The 19,485-nt window shown below is 73.1% G+C and carries 14 protein-coding genes; 9 read left to right on the top strand and 5 right to left on the bottom strand.

Annotated elements, in window-relative coordinates:
- Positions 1–22: 22 nt before the first annotated feature.
- Positions 23–571, top strand: coding sequence for a GNAT family N-acetyltransferase (locus NOCA_RS16720; protein WP_238383361.1), 549 nt, complete (start codon positions 23–25; stop codon positions 569–571).
- 7 nt (positions 572–578) lie between these two features.
- Here NOCA_RS16720 and NOCA_RS16715 read toward each other — a convergent pair whose 3' ends face one another.
- On the bottom strand, positions 579–1,046 hold the full coding sequence (locus NOCA_RS16715; RefSeq protein ID WP_011756443.1) for a PaaI family thioesterase: 468 nt from the start codon (positions 1,044–1,046) through the stop codon (positions 579–581).
- Between the two features lie 42 nt (positions 1,047–1,088).
- Between NOCA_RS16715 and polA the strand changes: the two genes are divergently transcribed.
- The 4 genes from polA to NOCA_RS16695 all read left to right on the top strand — a co-directional run bounded on the left by polA (position 1,089) and on the right by NOCA_RS16695 (position 7,173).
- Complete coding sequence (gene polA / locus NOCA_RS16710) at positions 1,089–3,758, top strand: DNA polymerase I (RefSeq protein WP_011756442.1); 2,670 nt, start codon at positions 1,089–1,091, stop codon at positions 3,756–3,758.
- The gene (locus NOCA_RS16705; RefSeq protein WP_011756441.1) at positions 3,758–4,774 is read left to right on the top strand and encodes an LLM class flavin-dependent oxidoreductase; all 1,017 of its coding nucleotides are present in this window, start codon (positions 3,758–3,760) and stop codon (positions 4,772–4,774) included. The genes polA and NOCA_RS16705 overlap by 1 nt, the downstream gene beginning before the upstream one ends.
- 90 nt (positions 4,775–4,864) lie before the next feature.
- Complete coding sequence (locus NOCA_RS16700; protein WP_041546620.1) at positions 4,865–5,341, top strand: hypothetical protein; 477 nt, start codon at positions 4,865–4,867, stop codon at positions 5,339–5,341.
- Positions 5,338–7,173 (top strand): glycoside hydrolase family 15 protein, encoded by a 1,836-nt coding sequence (locus tag NOCA_RS16695; protein WP_041546619.1) that lies wholly within the window; start codon positions 5,338–5,340, stop codon positions 7,171–7,173. Before NOCA_RS16700 ends, NOCA_RS16695 begins: the two co-directional genes overlap by 4 nt.
- Here NOCA_RS16695 and NOCA_RS16690 read toward each other — a convergent pair.
- Positions 7,136–8,377: a lipopolysaccharide biosynthesis protein gene (locus tag NOCA_RS16690; RefSeq protein ID WP_238383360.1), complete on the bottom strand. Its 1,242-nt coding sequence runs from the start codon at positions 8,375–8,377 to the stop codon at positions 7,136–7,138. The genes NOCA_RS16695 and NOCA_RS16690 overlap by 38 nt on opposite strands.
- Before the next feature lie 98 nt (positions 8,378–8,475).
- On the opposite strand from NOCA_RS16690, the gene NOCA_RS16685 reads away from it, so the two are divergent.
- Together NOCA_RS16685 and NOCA_RS27620 are read left to right on the top strand one after the other, a co-directional pair.
- Complete coding sequence (locus NOCA_RS16685; protein WP_140404001.1) at positions 8,476–10,164, top strand: hypothetical protein; 1,689 nt, start codon at positions 8,476–8,478, stop codon at positions 10,162–10,164.
- 30 nt (positions 10,165–10,194) lie between these two features.
- Positions 10,195–10,350 carry a hypothetical protein gene (locus tag NOCA_RS27620; RefSeq protein WP_158305677.1) on the top strand — a complete coding sequence of 52 codons (156 nt, stop codon included), beginning with the start codon at positions 10,195–10,197 and terminating at the stop codon, positions 10,348–10,350.
- Positions 10,351–10,360: 10 nt separating this feature from the next.
- Here the strand turns inward: NOCA_RS27620 and NOCA_RS16680 are convergent, their stop codons facing one another.
- Entirely contained in the window at positions 10,361–11,509 is a 1,149-nt protein-coding gene (locus NOCA_RS16680; protein WP_041547789.1) for a glycosyltransferase family 4 protein, read from the bottom strand.
- A gap of 45 nt (positions 11,510–11,554) precedes the next feature.
- Here NOCA_RS16680 and NOCA_RS16675 point away from each other — a divergent pair, with 45 nt between their 5' ends.
- Entirely contained in the window at positions 11,555–12,295 is a 741-nt protein-coding gene (locus tag NOCA_RS16675; protein WP_011756435.1) for a class I SAM-dependent methyltransferase, read from the top strand.
- A 23-nt stretch (positions 12,296–12,318) separates the two neighbouring features.
- On the top strand, positions 12,319–16,407 hold the full coding sequence (locus tag NOCA_RS16670; protein WP_049774383.1) for an alpha-(1->3)-arabinofuranosyltransferase: 4,089 nt from the start codon (positions 12,319–12,321) through the stop codon (positions 16,405–16,407).
- Here the strand turns inward: NOCA_RS16670 and NOCA_RS26595 are convergent.
- Complete coding sequence (locus tag NOCA_RS26595) at positions 16,305–17,534, bottom strand: acyltransferase family protein (protein WP_011756433.1); 1,230 nt, start codon at positions 17,532–17,534, stop codon at positions 16,305–16,307. The two genes, NOCA_RS16670 and NOCA_RS26595, sit on opposite strands and share 103 nt — an antisense overlap.
- Positions 17,531–19,363, bottom strand: a complete 1,833-nt coding sequence (locus NOCA_RS27615; protein WP_011756432.1) for a DUF2029 domain-containing protein — start codon at positions 19,361–19,363, stop codon at positions 17,531–17,533. The genes NOCA_RS26595 and NOCA_RS27615 overlap by 4 nt, the downstream gene beginning before the upstream one ends.
- Between the last annotated feature and the right edge of the window lie 122 nt (positions 19,364–19,485).

Genomic DNA, 19,485 nt, shown 5'->3' with positions numbered 1-19,485 from the left:
CCGGTCGTTGGTGTCGCTCCGGATGGCTGTCCCCGAAGACGCCCCCGCCCTGGCGGACCTGTGGGCCGACGTGCTGCGCCGCACCGGCCCGGAGGACCAGGTCGCCGACCTGGAGGTCCTCCTGAAGCGGCTCGAGAGCTGCCCCGACCAGCGCATCGTCCTGGCGGAGTACGACGGCGAGTTCGCCGGCGCCGTCCACCTCGAGGCGACCACGATGTCGGCGCTCAACCTCGAGCCCGTGGTCCGCGCCCTCTCGCCGCACGTGCTGCCGCGGTTCCAGCGGCACGGCATCGGCAGCGCGCTCATGGACGCGGGCGTCACCTGGGCGGAGGAGCTCGGGATCAACCACGTCGCCACCGCCGCCGCCGCCGGATCGCGCGACGCCAACCGCTTCATGGCCCGGATCGCCCTCGGGCCGTACGCCGTGCTCCGGGTCGCCACCACCCACGCCGTGCGCACCCGTCTGAGCGCCCACCGGCGCCCCGCCCAGTCCAGCGGCGGCCGCCAGCTCACCCAGGTGCTCGCCGCCCGCCGCTCGATGCGCCGCAGCCGGGCCGGCGCCGACAGCTGACCCGAGGCTAACCCGCGTACCGCTCCCGCGGCATCAGCGCGCAGGTGATCCGGGTGGTGCAGACCCGCTTGCCGCGCTCGTCGGTGATCACCACCTCGTAGCTCGCCATCGTGCGGCCCAGGTGGATCGCGGTGGCGGTGCCGGTGACCGTGCCGGAGGTGACCGAGCGGTGGTGGGTGGCGTTGATCTCGATGCCGACCGAGAGGCGGTCGGGGTGGGCGTGCACGGCCGAGCCCACCGAGCCGAGGGTCTCGGCGAGCACCACCGACGCCCCACCGTGCAGCAGGCCGTAGGGCTGGGTGTTGCCCTCGACCGGCATGGTGCCGACCACGCGCTCCGCCGAGATCTCGGTGAGCACGATGCCCATCTTCTCGTTGAGGGCACCCATGCCCTGGGGCATCGAGGCGAGGTACTCGTCGATGTCCATCTCGGGGCCCGTCTCGGGGCTCTGGTCAGGGCTCTGGCCGTCGCTCATGGGCCCATTCTGGCTGTCGGTCCGCGCCGCTAGAGTCGCAGGGTGCCCCGCCTCCTGCTCCTCGACGGCCACTCGCTCGCGTATCGCGCGTTCTTCGCGCTGCCGGTGGAGAACTTCTCGACCACGACCGGCCAGCACACCAACGCGGTCTACGGCTTCACCTCGATGCTGATCAACGTGCTGCGCGACGAGCAGCCGACCCACGTGGGCGTGGCGTTCGACGTGTCCCGGCAGACCTTCCGGCTGGAGGAGTACGCCGACTACAAGGCCAAGCGCAACAAGACGCCGACCGAGTTCAGCAGCCAGCTGCCGCTGATCGAGGAGGTCCTCAACGCGCTGCGGATCCCGTTCCTGAAGAAGGACGGCTACGAGGCCGACGACATCATCGCCACGCTGGTCACCCGCGCGCTCGAGGACCCCGAGATGGAGGTGCTGATCCTCACCGGCGACCGTGACTCGCTCCAGCTGGTCACCGACCGCTCGACCGTGCTCTACCCGATGCGGGGGGTCTCCGACCTGGCCCGGATGACGCCGGCAGCGGTCGAGGCCAAGTACGGCGTCCCGCCGGCGCGCTACCCCGAGCTCGCGGCGATCGTGGGGGAGACCTCCGACAACCTCCCGGGTGTGCCGGGGGTCGGCCAGGGCTACGCGGCGAAGTGGATCAACCAGTTCGACGGCCTCGACAACGTGATCGCCCGCGCCGACGAGATCACCGGCAAGAAGGGCGAGGCGCTGCGGGCCCACCTCGGCGACGTGATCCGCAACCGCCACCTCAACGCCCTCGTGTGCGACCTCGAGCTCGACCGGACCCCCGAGCAGCTCGCGGTGCAGCCGTGGGACCGCCACGAGGTGCACACGCTCTTCGACGGCCTCGAGTTCCGGGTGCTGCGCGACCGCCTCTTCGAGACGCTCACCTCGGAGGAGGAGATCGACGACTCCGGCTTCGACGTCGCGATGAGCGTGCTGGGCGCCGGCGCGCTGGCGGCGTGGCTCGAGCAGCACACCGCCTCCGGCGAGCGGGTCGGCCTGCACGTCGCGGGGCACTGGAGCGCGGGCACCGGTGACGTGACGTCGTTGGCGCTGGCGACCACCGACGGCCTCGCGGCCTGGGTCGCCGCCGACCAGCTCGACGTGGCCGACCAGACCGCGCTCGCCGGGTGGCTGGCCGATCCCAAGCGGCCCAAGGTGCTCCACGACGCGAAGGGGCCGATGCTCGCCCTGGCCGCCTGGGGCCTGCCGCTGGCCGGCCTGGACCGGGACACCGCGCTCTCGGCGTACCTCGCCCGGCCCGACCAGCGCTCCTACGACCTGGCGGACCTGACCGTGCGCTACCTCAAGCGTGAGCTCAAGCAGGGTGGAGCCGACGACGGCCAGCTCAGCCTCGACGGCCTGGACGACCGGAACGCCGGCGAGATCGAGATGCTGCACGCCCGGGCCGTCCTCGACCTGGCCGCAGCGCTGGACGACGAGCTCGAGGAGCGCGGCGGCACCCGCCTGCTCAACGACATCGAGCTGCCGCTGGTCGACCTGCTCGCCAAGATGGAGCAGACCGGCATCGCCGTCGACACCGACCACCTCGAGGCGCTGGAGAGCCACTTCGCCGCCGAGGTGCGCGACGCGGCCGAGCAGGCGTTCGGCGTGATCGGCAAGGAGATCAACCTCGGCTCGCCCAAGCAGCTGCAGGCCGTGCTGTTCGACGAGCTCGGGATGCCGAAGACCAAGCGCACCAAGACCGGCTACACGACCGACGCGGACGCGCTCCAGGCGCTGTACGTCAAGACCGAGCACCCGTTCCTGCTGCACCTGCTGCGCCACCGCGACGTGTCCCGGCTGCGCCAGACGATCGAGGGCCTGCTCAAGACCGTCGCGGGCGACGGCCGCATCCACACGACGTTCAACCAGACGATCGCCGCGACCGGCCGCCTGTCCAGCACCGAACCCAACCTCCAGAACATCCCGATCCGCACCGAGGAGGGCCGCCGGATCCGCGAGGGCTTCGTGGTCGGTCCGGGGTACGAGTCGTTGATGACCGCCGACTACAGCCAGATCGAGATGCGGATCATGGCGCACCTGTCCGAGGACGACCTGCTGATCGAGGCGTTCAAGTCCGGTCGCGACTTCCACTCGATCACCGCCGCCCGGGTCTTCGACGTGCCGGCCGACGACGTCACGGTCGAGATGCGGGCCAAGATCAAGGCGATGAACTACGGCCTGGCCTACGGCCTGTCCGCGTTCGGCCTGGGCCAACAGCTCGGCATCGAGCCGAGCGAGGCCCGCGGGCTGATGGACGAGTACTTCCAGACCTTCGGCGGGATCCGCGACTACCTCGGCGGCGTCGTCGAGGAGGCCCGCAAGGCCGGGTTCACCGAGACCATCTGGGGCCGTCGCCGCTACCTGCCCGACCTCACGAGCGACAACCGCCAGCGCCGCGAGATGGCCGAGCGGATGGCGCTGAACGCGCCGATCCAGGGCTCGGCCGCCGACCTGATCAAGATCGCGATGCTCAACGTCGACCGGGCGATCGCCGCCGCCGGGCTGGCCTCGCGGATGCTGCTCCAGGTGCACGACGAGCTCGTGTTCGAGGTGGCGCCGGGGGAGCAGGAGCCGCTCGAGGTCCTGGTCCGCGAGCAGATGGGCGCCGCCGCGGACCTCGCCGTACCCCTCGACGTGAGCGTGGGCTTCGGCCGCAGCTGGCACGAGGCGGCCCACTGATGAAGAGGATCGGGTTCCTCTCCTTCGGGCACTGGACGCCGTCCCCGCAGTCCCAGGTGCGCACCGGCGCCGACGCGCTGCTGCAGTCGATCGACCTGGCAGTCGCGGCCGAGGAGGTCGGCGTCGACGGCGCGTACTTCCGGGTGCACCACTTCGCCCGCCAGCTCGCCTCGCCGTTCCCATTGCTCGCGGCCATCGGGGCCCGCACCAGCCGGATCGAGATCGGCACCGGCGTCATCGACATGCGCTACGAGAACCCCCTCTACATGGCGGAGGACGCCGGCGCCGCCGACCTGATCTCCGGCGGCCGGCTCCAGCTGGGCATCAGTCGCGGGTCACCGGAGCAGGTCGTCGACGGCTACCGCTACTTCGGCTACCAGCCTGCCGAGGGCTCCGACCACGCCGCGATGGCGCGCGAGCACACCGCCGTGCTGCTGAAGGTGCTCGAGGGCGAGGGCTTCGCCGAGCCCAACCCGCGTCCGATGTTCCCGAACCCGCCCGGCCTGCTGCGGGTCGAGCCACACTCGCCGGGCCTGCGTGAGCGGATCTGGTGGGGTGCGGGGACGCGGGCGACCGCGGAGTGGACGGCCGGGCAGGGGATGAACCTGATGAGCTCGACCCTGCTCACCGAGGACACCGGGGTGCCGTTCCACCAGCTCCAGGCCGAGCAGATCCAGCGGTTCCGCGACGCCTGGACGGCCGCCGGCCACGATCGGGAGCCGCGGGTCTCGGTCAGCCGGAGCATCTTCCCGGTGGTCGACGACCTCGACCGCGCCTACTTCGGTGACCGGAGCGGCGAGGACCAGGTCGGTCAGCTCGAAGGCGGCCTGGCCCGGTTCGGGAAGACGTACGCCGGTGAACCCGACGCCCTCGTCGAGGAGCTCGCCCAGGACGAGGCGATCGCCGCGGCCGACACGCTGCTGCTCACGATCCCCAACCAGCTCGGCGTCGCCTACAACGTGCACGTGCTCGAGAGCGTCCTCACCCACCTGGCTCCGGCGCTCGGGTGGCGCTGAGCCGCCCGGGACGGGTGCGTCCTTGACCGGGCACCGGTCCCCATCTAACGTACATATGGATAGGTTTTAGAGTCTCGTCGGAGCGTGACCATGGACTGGGGAGGGTGGGCGCTCTTCGGCCTGCTCGCCACGGCCGGTCTGACAGCGCTGCTGATCAGCGCTCAGCTCGGGGGGCTCAGCCGGCTCGACCTGCCCCTGATCCTGGGGACGATCGTCACGCCGGATCCGGACCGGGCCCGTGCCGCCGGCTTCGTCATGCATCTGGCCATCGGTCAGTGCTTCGCGCTCGGTTATGCCGGCAGCTTCGTGCTCCTGGGCCGGGCCACCTGGTGGCTCGGCGGCCTGCTGGGTCTGCTCCACGGCGCCGTCGCGCTGACCGCGATCCTGCCGATGCTGGTGGGGGTGCACCCGCGGATGGCGTCGCGCCGGGCCGGTCCGCAGTCGGTCGCTGTCCTGGAGCCGCCGGGCCTCATCGGGCTCAACTACGGCGCCCAGACCCCGCTGGTCACCCTCGCCGCGCACGTCGCGTACGGCATCGCGCTCGGTGCCCTCCTCGAGATCTCGTGAGCAGGAACCGCACCCGGGAGCCCGTGCCGATCGAGGACCACGCCTTGCTCGGCGACACCCGCACGGCGGCGCTCGTCGACCCCGACGGCTCGATCGAGTGGCTCTGCCTTCCGCGCTTCGACGGTGAGCCGGTCTTCGGCCGCCTCGTCGGCGGGGAGGCGGCAGGACACTTCAAGCTCGGTCCGGCCGGACCGGCCGGACCGGTCACCCGCCGCTATCGGCCGAGCTCCAACACCCTCGAGACGACGTGGGAGACGGAGACCGGGCGCCTCACCCTGACCGAAGGCATGGTGGCCGAGGTGCGGGGCCAGTTGCTGCCGGCCACGCTCCTGGTCCGTCGGCTGTCGGCCGAGGGCGGGCCGGCGGCGGCCGTCCTCGAGTTCGACCCACGGCTCGGGAATGCGCACCGGCGGCCCCGGACCCGGCGCCGAGGACAGCACCTGGTCTGCAGCTGGCCGGGTCTGGCGATCGCACTGACCGTGGACCCGGCCGCGCCGGTCGAGCCCGGCCGCGCCCAGGCGTTGACCATCACCCCGGGTCACCCGCTGACCTGCGTGCTGACCGTCGCGGACCGGGAGCCCCTGGTCCATCTCGACCCGATCACCGCGTGGAACGTCCTCGAGCGCGACGAGCTGCGCTGGCGGGACTGGTGTGCCGAGATCGATCCCGACCTGCCCCACCGTGACACCGTGGCGCGCAGCCTGCTGACCCTCCGGCTGCTCACCTACTCACCGTCCGGGGCGCCGGTCGCAGCACCCACGACCTCCCTGCCGGAGAGCCTCGGTGGCGGCCGGAACTGGGACTACCGCTACTCCTGGCCGCGCGACGCGAGCATCGGGGTCGCCGCGTTCCTGGGCGCGGGGAAACAGGCCGAGGCGCGTGCGTTCATGGCCTGGCTGCTCAGCGCCACGCGACTGGACCGTCCGCGCCTGCCCGTCCTGCTGACCCTGCACGGCAAGCACCCGAGAGCCGAGCGTGAGCTGACGGAGTGGCCCGGCTATGCCGCGAGCACGCCCGTCCGCGTCGGGAACGCCGCATCCGGGCAGCACCAGCTCGACGGATACGGCTGGGTCCTCGACGCCGCCTGGCTGCTCTCCCGTTCCGGCCACCGCCTGTACAGCGAGACCTGGCGGGCGATGGCCGGGTTCGCGGACCGGGTGGCCGAGCACTGGCGAGAGCCCGATGCCGGCATCTGGGAGATCCGCGCGGACTCCGCCCACCACGTGCACTCCAAGCTGATGGCGTGGCTCGCCCTGGACCGGGCCGTCCGCCTGGCCGAGCACCATCGCACGGCCGGCGGGCGCCGGCGTCGATGGGCGGAGGAGCGAGCGGCGCTGCGCGCGGACATCACCCGGCACGGCTTCGACCCGGAGCGCGGCACGTACACGCGCAGCTACGGCTCGCGAGAGGTCGACGCGGCGGTCCTGGTCCTGCCCCAGCTCGGCTTCGAGCCGCCGGACTCGCCGCGCATCCAGGGGACCATCGACGCGATCGCTCGCGAGCTGACTGCCGGTGGCCCGCTGCTCTTCCGCTACCCGCCCGGTCACGACGGGCTCGAAGGCACCGAGGGCGCCTTCCTGCCGTGCTCCTTCTGGATGGTCCAGGCACTCGCGCACAGCGGCCGGCTTCCCGAGGCCCGGGCGTTGCTGGACGAGCTGGTGGCGCTGGCCAGCCCGGTCGGCCTCTACGGCGAGGAGATGGATCCGGCGACCGGCCACCATCTCGGCAACTACCCGCAGGCACTGACGCACTCGGGCCTGGTCCAGGCGGCGCTCGCCGTGCGGGACGCGGCGGCTAGGGCACGGGCTGCTCGACCGGCACCGACCTGGTGACGTGCAGGCTCACGGCCAGCAGTGCGGCCAGCAGCAGCGCGTCGACGGTGATCACCACCGTCAGCAGGCCGCGCAGCGTCTCGGTCGTGAGGCCGAGGCCGATCATGGTCAGGAACGCCGCCCAGACGAGGTAGACCGAGCGCTGGCCCTGGCGTGCGAGCACCGAGTAGACGAGCAGCTGGAGCATCGAGAGCACGGTGCCGAGGATCGCGTAGATCCACAGGTGGTCGGTGATCTCGGTGTAGCGGGCGCCGCCGACGAAGATCAGTGCCAGGTCGGGGAGCACGGCGGCTCCGGCCGTGGTCGCGGCCCCGAGCAGGGCCACGACCCCCAGGCTGCCGGTCAGCGCCCGGCGCCGCTCGCTCGTCGTCGACATCGACGGGAACGCGATGACGACCACGAACTGCGGCAGGAACAGCACCGCCTTGGTGAGGATCAGACCGCCGGCGTACAGGCCGGCGTCGTGCCCGCTGAGCACGTTGCGGGCCACCACGATGTCGGCGTTCGACAGCGCGAAGAAGGCGAGCAGCACCTGGGAGTTCAGGACCGACTCGCGGATCACCCGGCGGAAGCCGTGCTCCTCGCTGGGCACGCCGGGGGCGCGCGGGCGACGCAGCAGCCACCAGCCCGCGACGACCGGCGCGCACGCGCCGAGGCCGGTGCCGACCAGCGCCGCCAGCTCCGTGGGCTGCCAGGCCACCAACGCGGTGCCGATGACCAGTCGGGGCACGCCGCTGAGCACGTAGAGCACCGACAGGGCATGCCACCGGCGTTCGCCCTGGAGGATGCCCGCCTGGCCGCCCATGATCGTGAACGGCACCGAGACCACCGAGACCAGCGCCGCGGTGAGCAGGCTGTCGAGCCGCAGGACGACGTTCAGCAGCGGCGAGACGAGCAGCAGCAGGACCCCGAGCACCGCGGCGGCGCGGTAGGTGACCCCGAGGATCGTCCGCTCGATCTGCGCCACGTGCGCGGGCTCGGCCGCGATCCGGCGGGCCGCCGTCGCCTGCAGGCCCAGCTGGAGGACGGTGATCACCAGCAGGGTCGCCATCAGGCTGGCGAGCGCGCCGTACGACTGTGGCCCGAGCATCCGCGCCGCGATCATCGTGAAGCCGTACGTCGCCAGGTTCATCGCCGCCATCGCGACGGCGATCGAACCGCCGGCGCCGAGCAGCTCCCTCAGGCGACGGGTAGGTGGGGTCACGGAAGGGAAGCGTATGCGAGACTCGCGCGCGTGATTCGCACCGGTGCCCTGCAGCGTTCCAGGCACCCGGGCGTGCTGCTCCGGAAGCTGCCGCAGTAGTGCGAACGTCCCGGTGGCTGGTGCCTGCGTGGGCGATCGCGCTCGCCGTCCTGGTGCTGGGGCCGGCGCTCGGACCCGGCTACCTGCTCACCTACGACATGGTCTGGGTGCCGGATCTCGCCCTGCGCTCGGACTTCCTCGGGCTCGGATCGGCGCTGCCGCGGGCGGTGCCCTCCGACGCGGTCGTGGCGGTCCTCGACGAGGTGCTCCCCGGGATGCTGCTCCAGAAGGTCGTGCTCGTCGGTGCGCTCGTGGCCGGCGGGCTCGGTGCCGCCCGGCTCGCCGGCCGCTCGCCGGTCGCCCGGCTGGTCGCGGTCGGCGGCTACGCCTGGAGCCCGTACGTCGTCGAGCGGCTCTGGATCGGACACTGGCCGCTGCTGCTCTGCTGGGCGGTCCTGCCGTGGCTGGTCGCCGAGGGGATCCGGCTGCGCGCCGACCCGCGGATCGGGGCCGCCGTGCCGTTCCTGCTGCTCGCCGGCAGCCTGAGCGCGAACGCCGGGCTGATGGCCGCTGCGACCCTCCTCGCCGTCGGCGCCACCAGGGCCACCGCGGCCCGCCTGCTCGCCCTCGTCGTCGCCGCCAACGCGCCCTGGGTGGTCGCCGGCCTGCTCCACATCGACACCGCCACCTCGAGCGCCGCGGGCGCGGTCTTCGGCCTGGACGCTGAGGGCCCGCTGCCCGCGCCGCTCGCCGCGCTGACCCTCGGTGGCATCTGGAACGCCGAGGTCGTCCCGCCCTCCCGCGAGCTGCTGGTCCTGCCGCTGGTCCTGACCCTCTCGTACGCGGCGCTCGCCGCCGTCGGGGCCCGGCCACTGGCGCGCCGCCTCGGCCGGCGCGTGATGATCGCGTTGGTCGCGCTCTGGGCCGTGGGGTACGTCGTCGCCGTGCTCTCGTGGGCCAGCCCGGACGCGGTCGGGTGGCTGGCCGGGCACGTGCCGGGCGGGGGGCTGCTGCGCGACGGCACCCGGTCCCTGGCGCTCGGCGCGCCCTTGACGGCCACGCTCGTGGCCGCCGGTGTGCAGAGCTGCGCCGAGTGGTGCGCGCACCGCGCGGCGCAGCTGGCCGTCCTGGCTGCCGGTGCGCTGCTCCCGCTCGCCCTCATGCCCGACGCCGCGTGGGGGATCGGGGGGCGGCTCGAGCCCGCGGACTATCCGGCGCCGTGGGCGGCGGCGCGCGCGACGCTGGGCGACGGCCGGGCCGACCTGCTGGTGCTGCCGTTCACCAGCTACCGGGCGCCGGTGTGGAACCACGACGGCAAGGTCCTCGATCCCCTCCCGCGCTACCTCCGGCCCGACTACATCGTCAACGACCAGCTCGCCGTGGACGGCCGGGTCATCGCGGGGGAGGATCCGCGGGTCCCCGACGTGCTCGCAGCCCTTGCGCTCCCGGACGCCGATGACCGGGCGGACGCGCTGGCGCAGCTCGGCATCGGTGCGGTCGTCCGCGATCGCACGGTGCCGACCACCCCGGCCTACGACGCAGCGGTCGGCGGCACGGTCGTGTTCGACGACGGGGGCCTGGAGGTGACCGTGCTCGACGCGTCGATCCACGAGCGCGAGGCCCCGTCGGGCTGGCTGGTCGCCCTCGGCCTGGCCTGGGCGGCGTTCCTCGGTGTCGCGGTGCACGGGATGTGGAACGGGTGGCGGGCCATCTCGTCGAGAATGCGGACCGGCCCAGGTTCCGGGTGATAGCGTCGGCCGCGAGAGGGAGGAACTCACGTGCAAGCATTTCTGATCACCTTCGCGAGCATCGTCATCGGCGGCGGTCTCGCGGGCGCGACCGTCGTCGGTCTGGTGAACTCGCAGACCGCGCCTCCCGAGAAGTCGCCCGCCAACGTGAGCAACCCGGTCCTGGAGTACGGCGTCACCCAGTGATCCAGGACCGCTAGTCGGTGGCGTCCTGGTCGTTGACCAGGTCACCGCGCAGGGCGCTCGTCACGACGTGCGCGAACGCTGCCTGCGCGTGTTCCCAGGTGTAGCCGGCGCTGTGCTGCACGGCGCCCTCCGCCAGCCGGGCCCGGCCCTCGTCGTCGCGCAGCAGCCGGCCGAGCGCCGCCGTCAGCTCGCCGGGGTTCCCGACCAGGACACCGGAGACACCGTCGACGATCGACTCGCGGGTGCCGCCCGCGTCGGCGTAGGCGATGGTGGGCGTTCGGTGCGCGGCAGCCTCGCCGACGACCAGGCCCCACCCCTCCTTCAGCGAGGGGAGCGCCATCAGCCAGGACTCCTCGTAGATCTCCTGCTTGCGGACCTCGGACACATGACCCTCGAAGACCACGGAGCCGCGGGCCACCTGCTCGGCGGCGTAGGCGCGCAGCTCGCCCTCCCACCAGCCACTGCCGACCACGCGCAGTCGGAGGTCCGGGAACTCCTCCACCAGCGTGGCGACCGCGTCGATCGCGTGCTCCACCTGCTTGTGGGGGACCAGCCGGCCGACCACGCAGATGGAGGGATGGGCCGACTTGCGGGCCTGGACCCGGACGACCGGATCCGTTCCGTTGTGCACGACCGCGATCCGTGGCCCGGTCACGCCGAGCTCCCGGAGCTCGGCGCGGGTCGCGCGGGAGACCACGACGTACTGCTGGCGGCGGTACAGCCGGGGCGCGACCCGGCTCTCGATCCACCAGCCGACGCTGCCGGTCAAGCCGGGGTAGACGACCGGCCACTGCTCGCGGTGCACGTGGTGGACCAGCACGACGACCGGCTTGCGGGTCACGAGCGGCGTGAAGAACGGCAGCCCGTTCTGGATGTCGACCACCACGTCGACCCGGCCGAGCTGCCGGCGCAGCAGCGCCCACATCCCGAGGAGGTAGACCGAGAGCTTCGAGCCGCGGCGCACGAACCTCACGCCGTCGATGGTCTCGTCGGGAGCGGCGCCGGCGTACGCGACGCAGAAGATCGTGACCCGGGCACCTCGAGCGGCCAGGCCGGCGGCCATCTTCTCGAGGTACCGCTCCGCGCCGCCGCCCTCGGGGTTCCGGGTGTCCCGCCAGCTGAAGAACGCCACGTGGCGTCCGGCAAGCTCGTCGGTCATCGGCACGGGGCGAGGTTACCCGCTGGTTCGGATAGGGTTCCGCGCATGCCGTGGCAGCCCGATCTCAGCCGGTCGGTGCGGCTGTTCCGGGACTTCCGCGTCGAGCAGAGCGATCCGAGGCGCTTCTACACCGCGCTCGCGCAGGACTCGGTCGGCCAGATCTCGGCGTACCTCGCGCCGGACGGCCGCGGCCTGGCCGGCGCGACGCTCCTCGACGTCGGGGGCGGCCCCGGCTACTTCCGTGACGCGTTCCGGGCCGCCGGGGCGACGTACTGGGCGCTGGATGCCGACGTCGGGGAGCTGGCCGGGCTGGGTGGCATCGCCGCCGGTACGGTCGTCGGCGACGGCATGAACCTGCCGTTCCGCGACGGCTCGGTCGACGTGTGCTACTCCTCGAACGTGCTCGAGCACGTGTCACGGCCCTGGGACCTGGCCGACGAGATGCTCCGGGTCACCCGGCCCGGCGGGATCGCCTTCATCTCCTACACGCTGTGGTGGGGTCCGTGGGGCGGGCACGAGACCTCGCCCTGGCACTACCTCGGCGGCGACCGCGCGCGGCGCCGCTACCGTCGACGGCACGGTCGCGAGCCCAAGAACAGGTACGGCGAGTCGCTGTTCCCCGTCACCGTGCGCGCCGGGGTGGACTGGGCGCGGCGCCAGCAGGCCGGCGACGTGCTCGCGGTGATCCCTCGCTACAACCCTCGGTGGAGCTACTGGATGTCTCGGGTTCCGGTCCTCCGAGAGGTGGTGACGTGGAACCTCGCCCTGGTGCTGAGGAAGCGCTGACCACACCGGCTCCGATCAGCGCGGTGGCGCGGTTCCGACTCCGCCTGGCCGGGGCCTGCGCACTGCTGGTCGGTCTCGCGCTCGTGCAGTCGCCCGGGCTGCTCGTCGCCGACACGAAGCTGGACCTCGCGGTGGCGCCCGGACGCTTCCTCCTGCGAGCCGTCCACCTGTGGGACTCGATCGGCGCCCTCGGCCAGCTCCAGAACCAGGCGTACGGCTACCTGTGGCCGATGGGGCCGTTCTTCCTCAGCGGGATCGAGAGCGGGCTGCCCGCCTGGGTGGTGCAGCGGCTCTGGCTCGCGTTGGTCCTCTGCGTCGCCTTCCTGGGCGCGGCGCGGCTCGGCCGGGAGCTCGGCGTCCGGTCGGACCTGGCCTGTGTCCTCGCGGGCTTCGCCTACGCCCTGTCGCCGCGGATGTTGAGCACCCTCGGGCAGATCTCGATCGAGGCCTGGCCGAGCGCGATGGCGCCCTGGGTCCTGCTGCCGCTGGTGATCGGCTCGACCCGGGGTTCCGCCCGGCGGGCCGCTGCCTGGGCGGCGCTCGCTGTCGTGATGGTGGGCGGGGTCAACGCGGCCGCGACCTTCGCCGTCATCCCCCTCGGGGTGCTCTGGATCCTGACCCGGGGTCGCGGCCGCCGGCAGGTCACGCTGCTCCTCTGGTGGCCGGCGCTCACCGTGGTCGGCACGCTCTGGTGGCTCGTCCCGCTGTTCGTGCTCGGGAGCTACAGCCCGCCGTTCCTCGACTTCATCGAGTCGGCGTCGAACACCACCTTCCCCACCACGTTGTACGACGCGCTCCGCGGCACGTCGAACTGGGTGGTGTACGTCGGTTCCACCTCGCGCGCCGGCAACGACCTCCTCCGCGACCCGATCGCGATCCTCAACAGCGCGGCCGTGGTGGTCCTCGGCCTCGTCGGCATCGGGCAGCGGCGCAACCCCGAGCGGGTGTTCCTGTGTCTCAGCGTCCTCGTCGGCATGCTGATGGTGACGATGGGCCACACGGGCGCGGCCCAGGGCTGGTTCGCCGCGGACCTGCAGGCGGCGCTCGACGGTGCGCTGGCGCCCCTGCGGAACGTCCACAAGTTCGACCCGGTGGTGCGCCTGCCGTTGGTGCTCGGCCTCGCGTGGGCGGTCGACGCGCTGGTGGCCCAGCGGCGGCGGGCGCCGGGCCCGGACGCCGACCGCACGACGGCCACGCTCGACAGGGTGACGGCGTTCGGGCTCGTGCTCGCCTCCGTCGCGGCCGTTGCCGGCGCTGCGCTGCCGGCCGTCCTGGGCCGGATCACCCCGACGGGCGGGTTCGTCGCGGTGCCCGGCTACTGGTCGCAGACGACCGACTGGCTCCGGGAGCGCGACGCCACCGCCCTCCTCCTACCGGGGTCGTCCTTCGGCGACTACATCTGGGGCTACCCCCAGGACGAGCCGATCCAACCCCTCGCCCGGAGCCCGTGGGCGGTCCGCAACGCCGTCCCGCTGACGCCTCCGGGCAACATCCGCATGCTCGACGAGATCGAGGCGCGGCTGGCCGAGGGCAGCGGGTCGCCGGCGCTGGCGTCGTACCTGCGTCGTGCCGGCATCACGCACCTGGTGGTCCGCAACGACCTGGTCCGCAGCGGTGACCTGCCCGACCCGGTGCTGGTGCACCAGGCCCTGGCGGGGTCGGCGGGCATCTTCCGGGTCACCTCGTTCGGACCGGAGATCGGTGGCGCCGGGCACATCGACACCGAGGACGACTCGCGCATCGTCGTCAACGGCGGCTGGCAGGCCAGCTACCCGGCGATCGAGGTGTACGCCGTCGCCGGCGCGGCGTCGGCTGCCGCTCGCACCAGCCAGGTCGCCCCGGTCGTCGTCGGCGGGCCGGAGGACCTGTTGGACCTCACCGCCCTCGGCGTGCTCGGCGACGAGCCGACGCGGCTGGCCTTCGACGTGCCGGCGGACCGGGACCCGGGTGCGCCCGTGGTGCTCACGGACGGCCTTCGAGCCGTCGAGCGGCACTTCGGCCGGCTCCACGACGGTCAGTCGGCGACGCTCGCTCCCGGCGACCCACGGCGCCTCGGGAACCCGACCCGGGACTACCTCCCCGAGGGGTCGGGCCCCTGGGAGACCTGGGCGCGCTACGACGGCATCGCCACCGTGACCGCCTCCTCATCCCGCTCCGACGCCACCAGCCCGGGCGCCGTCCAGCGCGGCCGGCTCCCGTTCGCCGCGCTGGACGGGTCGCGGAAGACCCGCTGGGAAGCCGCGGTCCCGGGCACCGACACCTGGTGGCAGGCCGACCTCGTCCGGCCGAGGTACCTCCCCGAGGTGACGGTGACGGCCGGACCGGACGAGAGCGAGGTCGTCCGGGTCGAGGCCGGCGACGTGACGACGAAGTTGGTCACCGTGCGGGCGGGCGCGAGCCGCACGATCCCGATCGGCGCCGAGCATGTCGACACGGTCCGCGTCGAGGACGCCTCGCGACGCCCCGGCCACCGGCTGGCACTCGCCGAGGTCGAGCTGCCCGGGGTGACGGCGACCCGCGAGCTGGTCCTGCCACCGGTCCCCGAGGCATGGGGCGCCCCGGCGCGGATCGCGTTGCGAGCCGTGTCGGACGCGCGCACCGGCTGCGCCGAGGTCGACGGGTCGGTCCGCTGCGTGCCCGGCCGGGACGTCGCGGCCGAGGAACCGCTCGGCTTCCGGCGGGTCGTCACCTTGCCCACGGCCGCCACCTACGACGAGGTCCAGCTGCGCGTCGCCGGGCGGTTCGGGCCCCGCCTGCAGCGCCTGCTGGACCGGCAGCAGTTCGGGGTGGTGACCGCCTCGTCGACCGCCAACCCCGACCTCCGCTCCTCGGCGCTCGCGGCGGTCGACGGGGATCCGGGCACCACCTGGTCGGCGGCGCTCTCCGACCTCCACCCCCAGCTCGAGGTCCGATGGCTCGGCGCACGCACGGTGCGCGGGCTCGAGCTGCGGCTGCTCCCCGACGCCGATGCTCGGATCCCGAACGAGCTCGTGCTCAGCTGGCCCGGAGGGCGCCGCGTCGTCCCGGTCGCCGACGACGGCGACGTCCGGTTCCCCCCCATCCGCACCGACCGGCTCACGATCGGTGTCGAGGAGGCGGACCCCGCGGTCGACCTCGACTTCGACCAGGCCGCCTCGCCGGTCCCGATCGGCGTGTCCGAGCTGCGGGTGCTGGGCGTGCCGTACTTCCCCCGGTCGCTCGAGGGCACCATCCGCACCCGATGCGGAGCGGGGCCGGACGTCACCATCGCCGAGAGGACGTTCCGGACCAGGGTCCGGGCGTCGGTCGAGGACCTCTACGCCGGCCGGACCGTCGGAGCGCGGTTCTGCGGCGCCGCGCCGGTGACCCTGCCAGCGGGGGAGAGCAGGATCTCGGTCACGGCGTCCACGAGGTTCACGCCGGTGTCGCTCGTCCTGTCCGACGGCCTCGCCTGGTCGTCCGCGACGGCCGCCGCAGACCTCGACCGCGTCTCGCCCGTCGACGTCCGCGTTCGTCCGGCACGGCCGGGCGGCCTCCTGACGCTTCATCAGAACGTCAACACCGGCTGGACCGCGGTCCAGGGCGGCGCGGACCTCGCGCCGGTCGAGGTGGACGGGTGGCAGCAGGGCTGGCAGCTCGACGGAGGTGAGGAGGTCAGGGCCGAGTTCGAGCCCGACCGCACCTATCGCGCCGGCCTGGTCGGTGGCGCCGTCGCCGTCCTCGTCCTGCTCCTGCTCGCGCTGCTGCCGTGGCGGCGCCTGTGGGGCGGCGCGTCCCGGCCGGCGCTCCCGCCCGGTCGGGTTCCCGGCGCGGTCCTGGCAGCCGTCGGTCTGGGCGCGGCAGGGGCCCTGGCTGGGTGGCCGGGGCTGGGCGTCGGCGCGGTCGCGATCGGGGTGGGCGTCGGCACCGGACGTCGCGCCGGTCTGCTGCCGTGGCTGGTCGTTCTCGCGATGGGGCCGGCGGCGGCGGCCTACCTGTGGCGTCCGTGGGCGAGCGCGCACGGCTGGGCCGGGGCGCTGGCCTGGCCGCACTACCTGGTCGTGGTCTCGCTCTGCCTCGTCCTCGGCGCGCTGGTCGAGCTGCGCCGCCCGAGGTTGCGCAGCCGCAGGGCCGGCAGCTCGACCGATCGGTAGGCGACCTCGGACGCCGCCAGGCTGAGCACCACCGTGAGCACCCAGATCTGCCAGGTGTTCCCGCCGAACAGCGGGAAGCCGATGCCCTCCATCACCAGGTAGAGGGTCGGCAGGTGCAGGCAGAACACGCTGTACGACACGTGGCCCAGGTGCCGGGGCAGGCGGGCGGACAGCACCCGCGCGTAGCTGCCCGTGGCCGGCGGCCGCAGGCCGCTGATCACGACCAGGCCGCCGACGGCGGCATACAGCACGCTCTTCGTCAGGGCCTCGACGTCGGTGGCCACGTAGAGGAGCGTCGGCCCCGCGAGCGGCGTCGAGGCGACCAGCATCAGCCCGAGCGCCAGAGCCCAGCAGACACCCGGCGAGCCCTCCAGCGCCTCCAGGAGGCGAGTCGCCGGGCCCGGGGCGCGGCGCGGCCTGCGCGCCTGGCGCAGCACGTCGGCCAGCGCCAGGGCGAGTCCGACGGCGAACCAGCTCAGGTACGCCGGCAGCCACAGTGCGGGGTTGCCTTCGCTCCGCTCGCCCACGACGGAGACCAGGTGGAGGTGCCACCAGGAGCTCAGGACGACCAACGCGAGCAGGACCAGTGCGACGCGGGCCGGCCGGAGCGGTCGCGGCGCGCGACCCAGGACGAGCAGCATCAGCAGCGGGAGGATCAGGTAGAACGAGACCTCGACCGAGAGGCTCCACATCTGCGTCAGGCCTTGTGGCAGGGCGCCCTCGAGGTAGATGTCGGTCAGGCTCAACGAGCGGATCCACTGGGCCGCTGACGCCGACCGGTTCTCGGGGATCAGGGTCAGCGCCAGGACGACGGTGACGGCGTACACCGGGTAGATCCGGAGCAGCCGCTTCCAGTAGTAGCGGCCCATCGGCGGCGGCGGGGCGTCGACCATCCGGCGTGCGAAGTGCGGGCGGCTGAGCAGGAAGCCGGAGAGCACGAAGAAGATCGCGACCCCGACGTCGAGGCGCGAGAGCAGGTCGCCCCACGACCCGTTGCGCACGTAGGCACCGGACTGGAACGCCACGTGGGTCGTGAGCACAGCGAGGGCGCCGACCGCACGCAGCGAGTCGAGGATCGGGAACAGCGGCGCGACCTCGACGCCTGCGGGCCCGCGGGCGCCCGTCACGACGACCCCGCCGCTCCGGACGCCGGTTGCCCGACGTCGATGGTGTCGACGCACACGGCGACGTCCTCGTCGAGGCCGCTGAGCCGCACCGCCGTGAAGCGACCCTCGACCTGGGCGTAGAGCGAGTGGGCGCCGCGCTGCACCTCGACCTGCTGGGAGGTCTTGCCGGCACTGACGGTCATCGTCGAGTCCGCCGAGGCGAGGTACCCGATCCGGATCCACCAGCTCCACTCGAAGGCCGTGCTCCGCAGGGGGATCGAGCGCCCGGCACCCTGGACCAGCCAGCCACAACCGGGCCGCGGGCCCGTGCGGGACGTCACGCTCGGATCCACCCGGGCCTCCTCGAGCCGGCCCTCGTCGGTGACCACGTTGAGATCCTCGGACCAGGCCGGGAACGCGAGGCTGTCGGTGACCAGCGAGGAGAACGTCACCAGCCGATTGTCCGGCGCGAGCAGCCCGGAGACCACGTCCTCCGGCAGCGTGCGGTCAGCGACGTCGACGGCGCCCGACTCCTCGACGTCCTCGCGGAGGTTCGTCAAGAAGGTCCGACCGTCGTCGTGGTCGTTCCACCACGAGAGATAGGTCAGGCTGCTCGCCACTCCCGAGACGGTGATGGCGGCGGTCAGCAGCGCCACCGCCGGGCGGGGGATCGCGAGGTCGAGACGGGGACGTCGGCGCGGGGAGCTCGATCCCTCGGCGTCGACGAGCTCCAGGAACGCGAGGCCCACCGACAGCGCGAGCACGCAGGCCACGTCCGTCAGGTAGCGGTACTCCCGGCCGATGGCAGGTCCGAAGGGCTCCACGCGGGCAGCCACGACCAGGGCGCACAGCGCGCCGAGGTAGCCGGACAGCAGGAGCCAGGCCCGCAGGGTGCGCTCGCGACGGAGGGCGCCGTACAGCACGACGAGGACGATGAGCACCCAAGCCAGGTTCACGGTCCACGACGGTGGGTCGGCGTAGCCCGCTCCGCTCCACAGCCACGGGCCTCCGACGGCGCCCGCGGGGAAGCCGGTCGCGAGCATCGCCTCCACGGCCTGTCCGGCCGCTCCGGCGGTCGGCGGGTCATAGGGCTGCCGGACGTGGTCGGTGTAGTAGACCAGGTACGCCGCCAGCAGGGGCAGGCCGAGCGCGACCGCCGGCCAGTAGCGACGCAGCAGCCCGAGGACGCGGCGCAGCGGCCCACCGGTCGCGAAGTAGGCGAGGGCGAGGTAGCCGAGAACGGGGAGGACGAGGAGTGCCTTGACGTCCCCGAGCAGCCCCACGGCCACGCCCAGGTACGCCACGCCGGCCCAGACCAGTCGGCGCCCGCGCAGGTAGCGGACGGCCGCGCCGACCGCGAGGAACAGCCCGACCTGCATCGACAGCTGGCTCAGGCAGGCGGTCCACCACACGGTCGCCGGCACGGTGATGGAGGTGAACAGGTACAGCGACAGCGGCACGAGGATCCCCGGCCGGCGCCCGAACAGCGTGACGAGCATCCAGACGGCCGCGGCGCTCGCCAGCGCCTGGACCACCAGGGTGCTGGCCAGCGCGAGGCCCCAGTCGAGCGGCCCGAGCTCCGCGACCACCCACGCCAGCCCGCGCCCGAGCGGCATCAGGTGGTTGTTCCAGGGTGCCAGGAGGTAGTCGGCGTCGAAGTCGGCCTCGCGGGCGTCGATGAGCAGGCTGAAGTCGTCCTGGTGGAACCAGGTGCCCGACAGCGCCCACGCGCGCAGGCCGAGCTGCGCGAGGACCAGAAGGAGCGCAGCACTGAGGACGAGGTCCCGGGTGTGGCCCGAGCGTTCGGCCTCCGCGAGCCAGCGCCCGGCCCGGGTGAACAGCGTTCGCACGAGACCTCCTCAGCGCCGGAGTCTGCCACACCGATGACCCCGGAACCGGGCTGCCCGGCCGCTCCGTCGCGGTAGTTTGGGCGAGACCTCTCGACCCGAGCCGACCGACCCGACGGAGCAGC

Origin of the sequence: Nocardioides sp. JS614 (assembly GCF_000015265.1) — a bacterium.
Classification (GTDB): Bacteria; Actinomycetota; Actinomycetes; order Propionibacteriales; family Nocardioidaceae; genus Nocardioides.
The sequence above is the reverse complement of the archived record's forward strand: the minus strand, read 5'-3'. Positions and strand labels throughout refer to the sequence as shown.

Excerpts from the sequence above, each read along its gene's own strand:
- NOCA_RS16675 (WP_011756435.1), top strand. The coding sequence starts at position 11,555 with ATGCCGTGGCAGCCCGATCTCAGCCGGTCGGTGCGGCTGTTCCGGGAC.
- NOCA_RS16700 (WP_041546620.1), top strand. The coding sequence starts at position 4,865 with ATGGACTGGGGAGGGTGGGCGCTCTTCGGCCTGCTCGCCACGGCCGGT.
- NOCA_RS16680 (WP_041547789.1), bottom strand. The coding sequence starts at position 11,509 with ATGACCGACGAGCTTGCCGGACGCCACGTGGCGTTCTTCAGCTGGCGG.
- NOCA_RS16705 (WP_011756441.1), top strand. The coding sequence starts at position 3,758 with ATGAAGAGGATCGGGTTCCTCTCCTTCGGGCACTGGACGCCGTCCCCG.
- NOCA_RS16715 (WP_011756443.1), bottom strand. The coding sequence starts at position 1,046 with ATGAGCGACGGCCAGAGCCCTGACCAGAGCCCCGAGACGGGCCCCGAG.
- NOCA_RS16720 (WP_238383361.1), top strand. The coding sequence starts at position 23 with ATGGCTGTCCCCGAAGACGCCCCCGCCCTGGCGGACCTGTGGGCCGAC.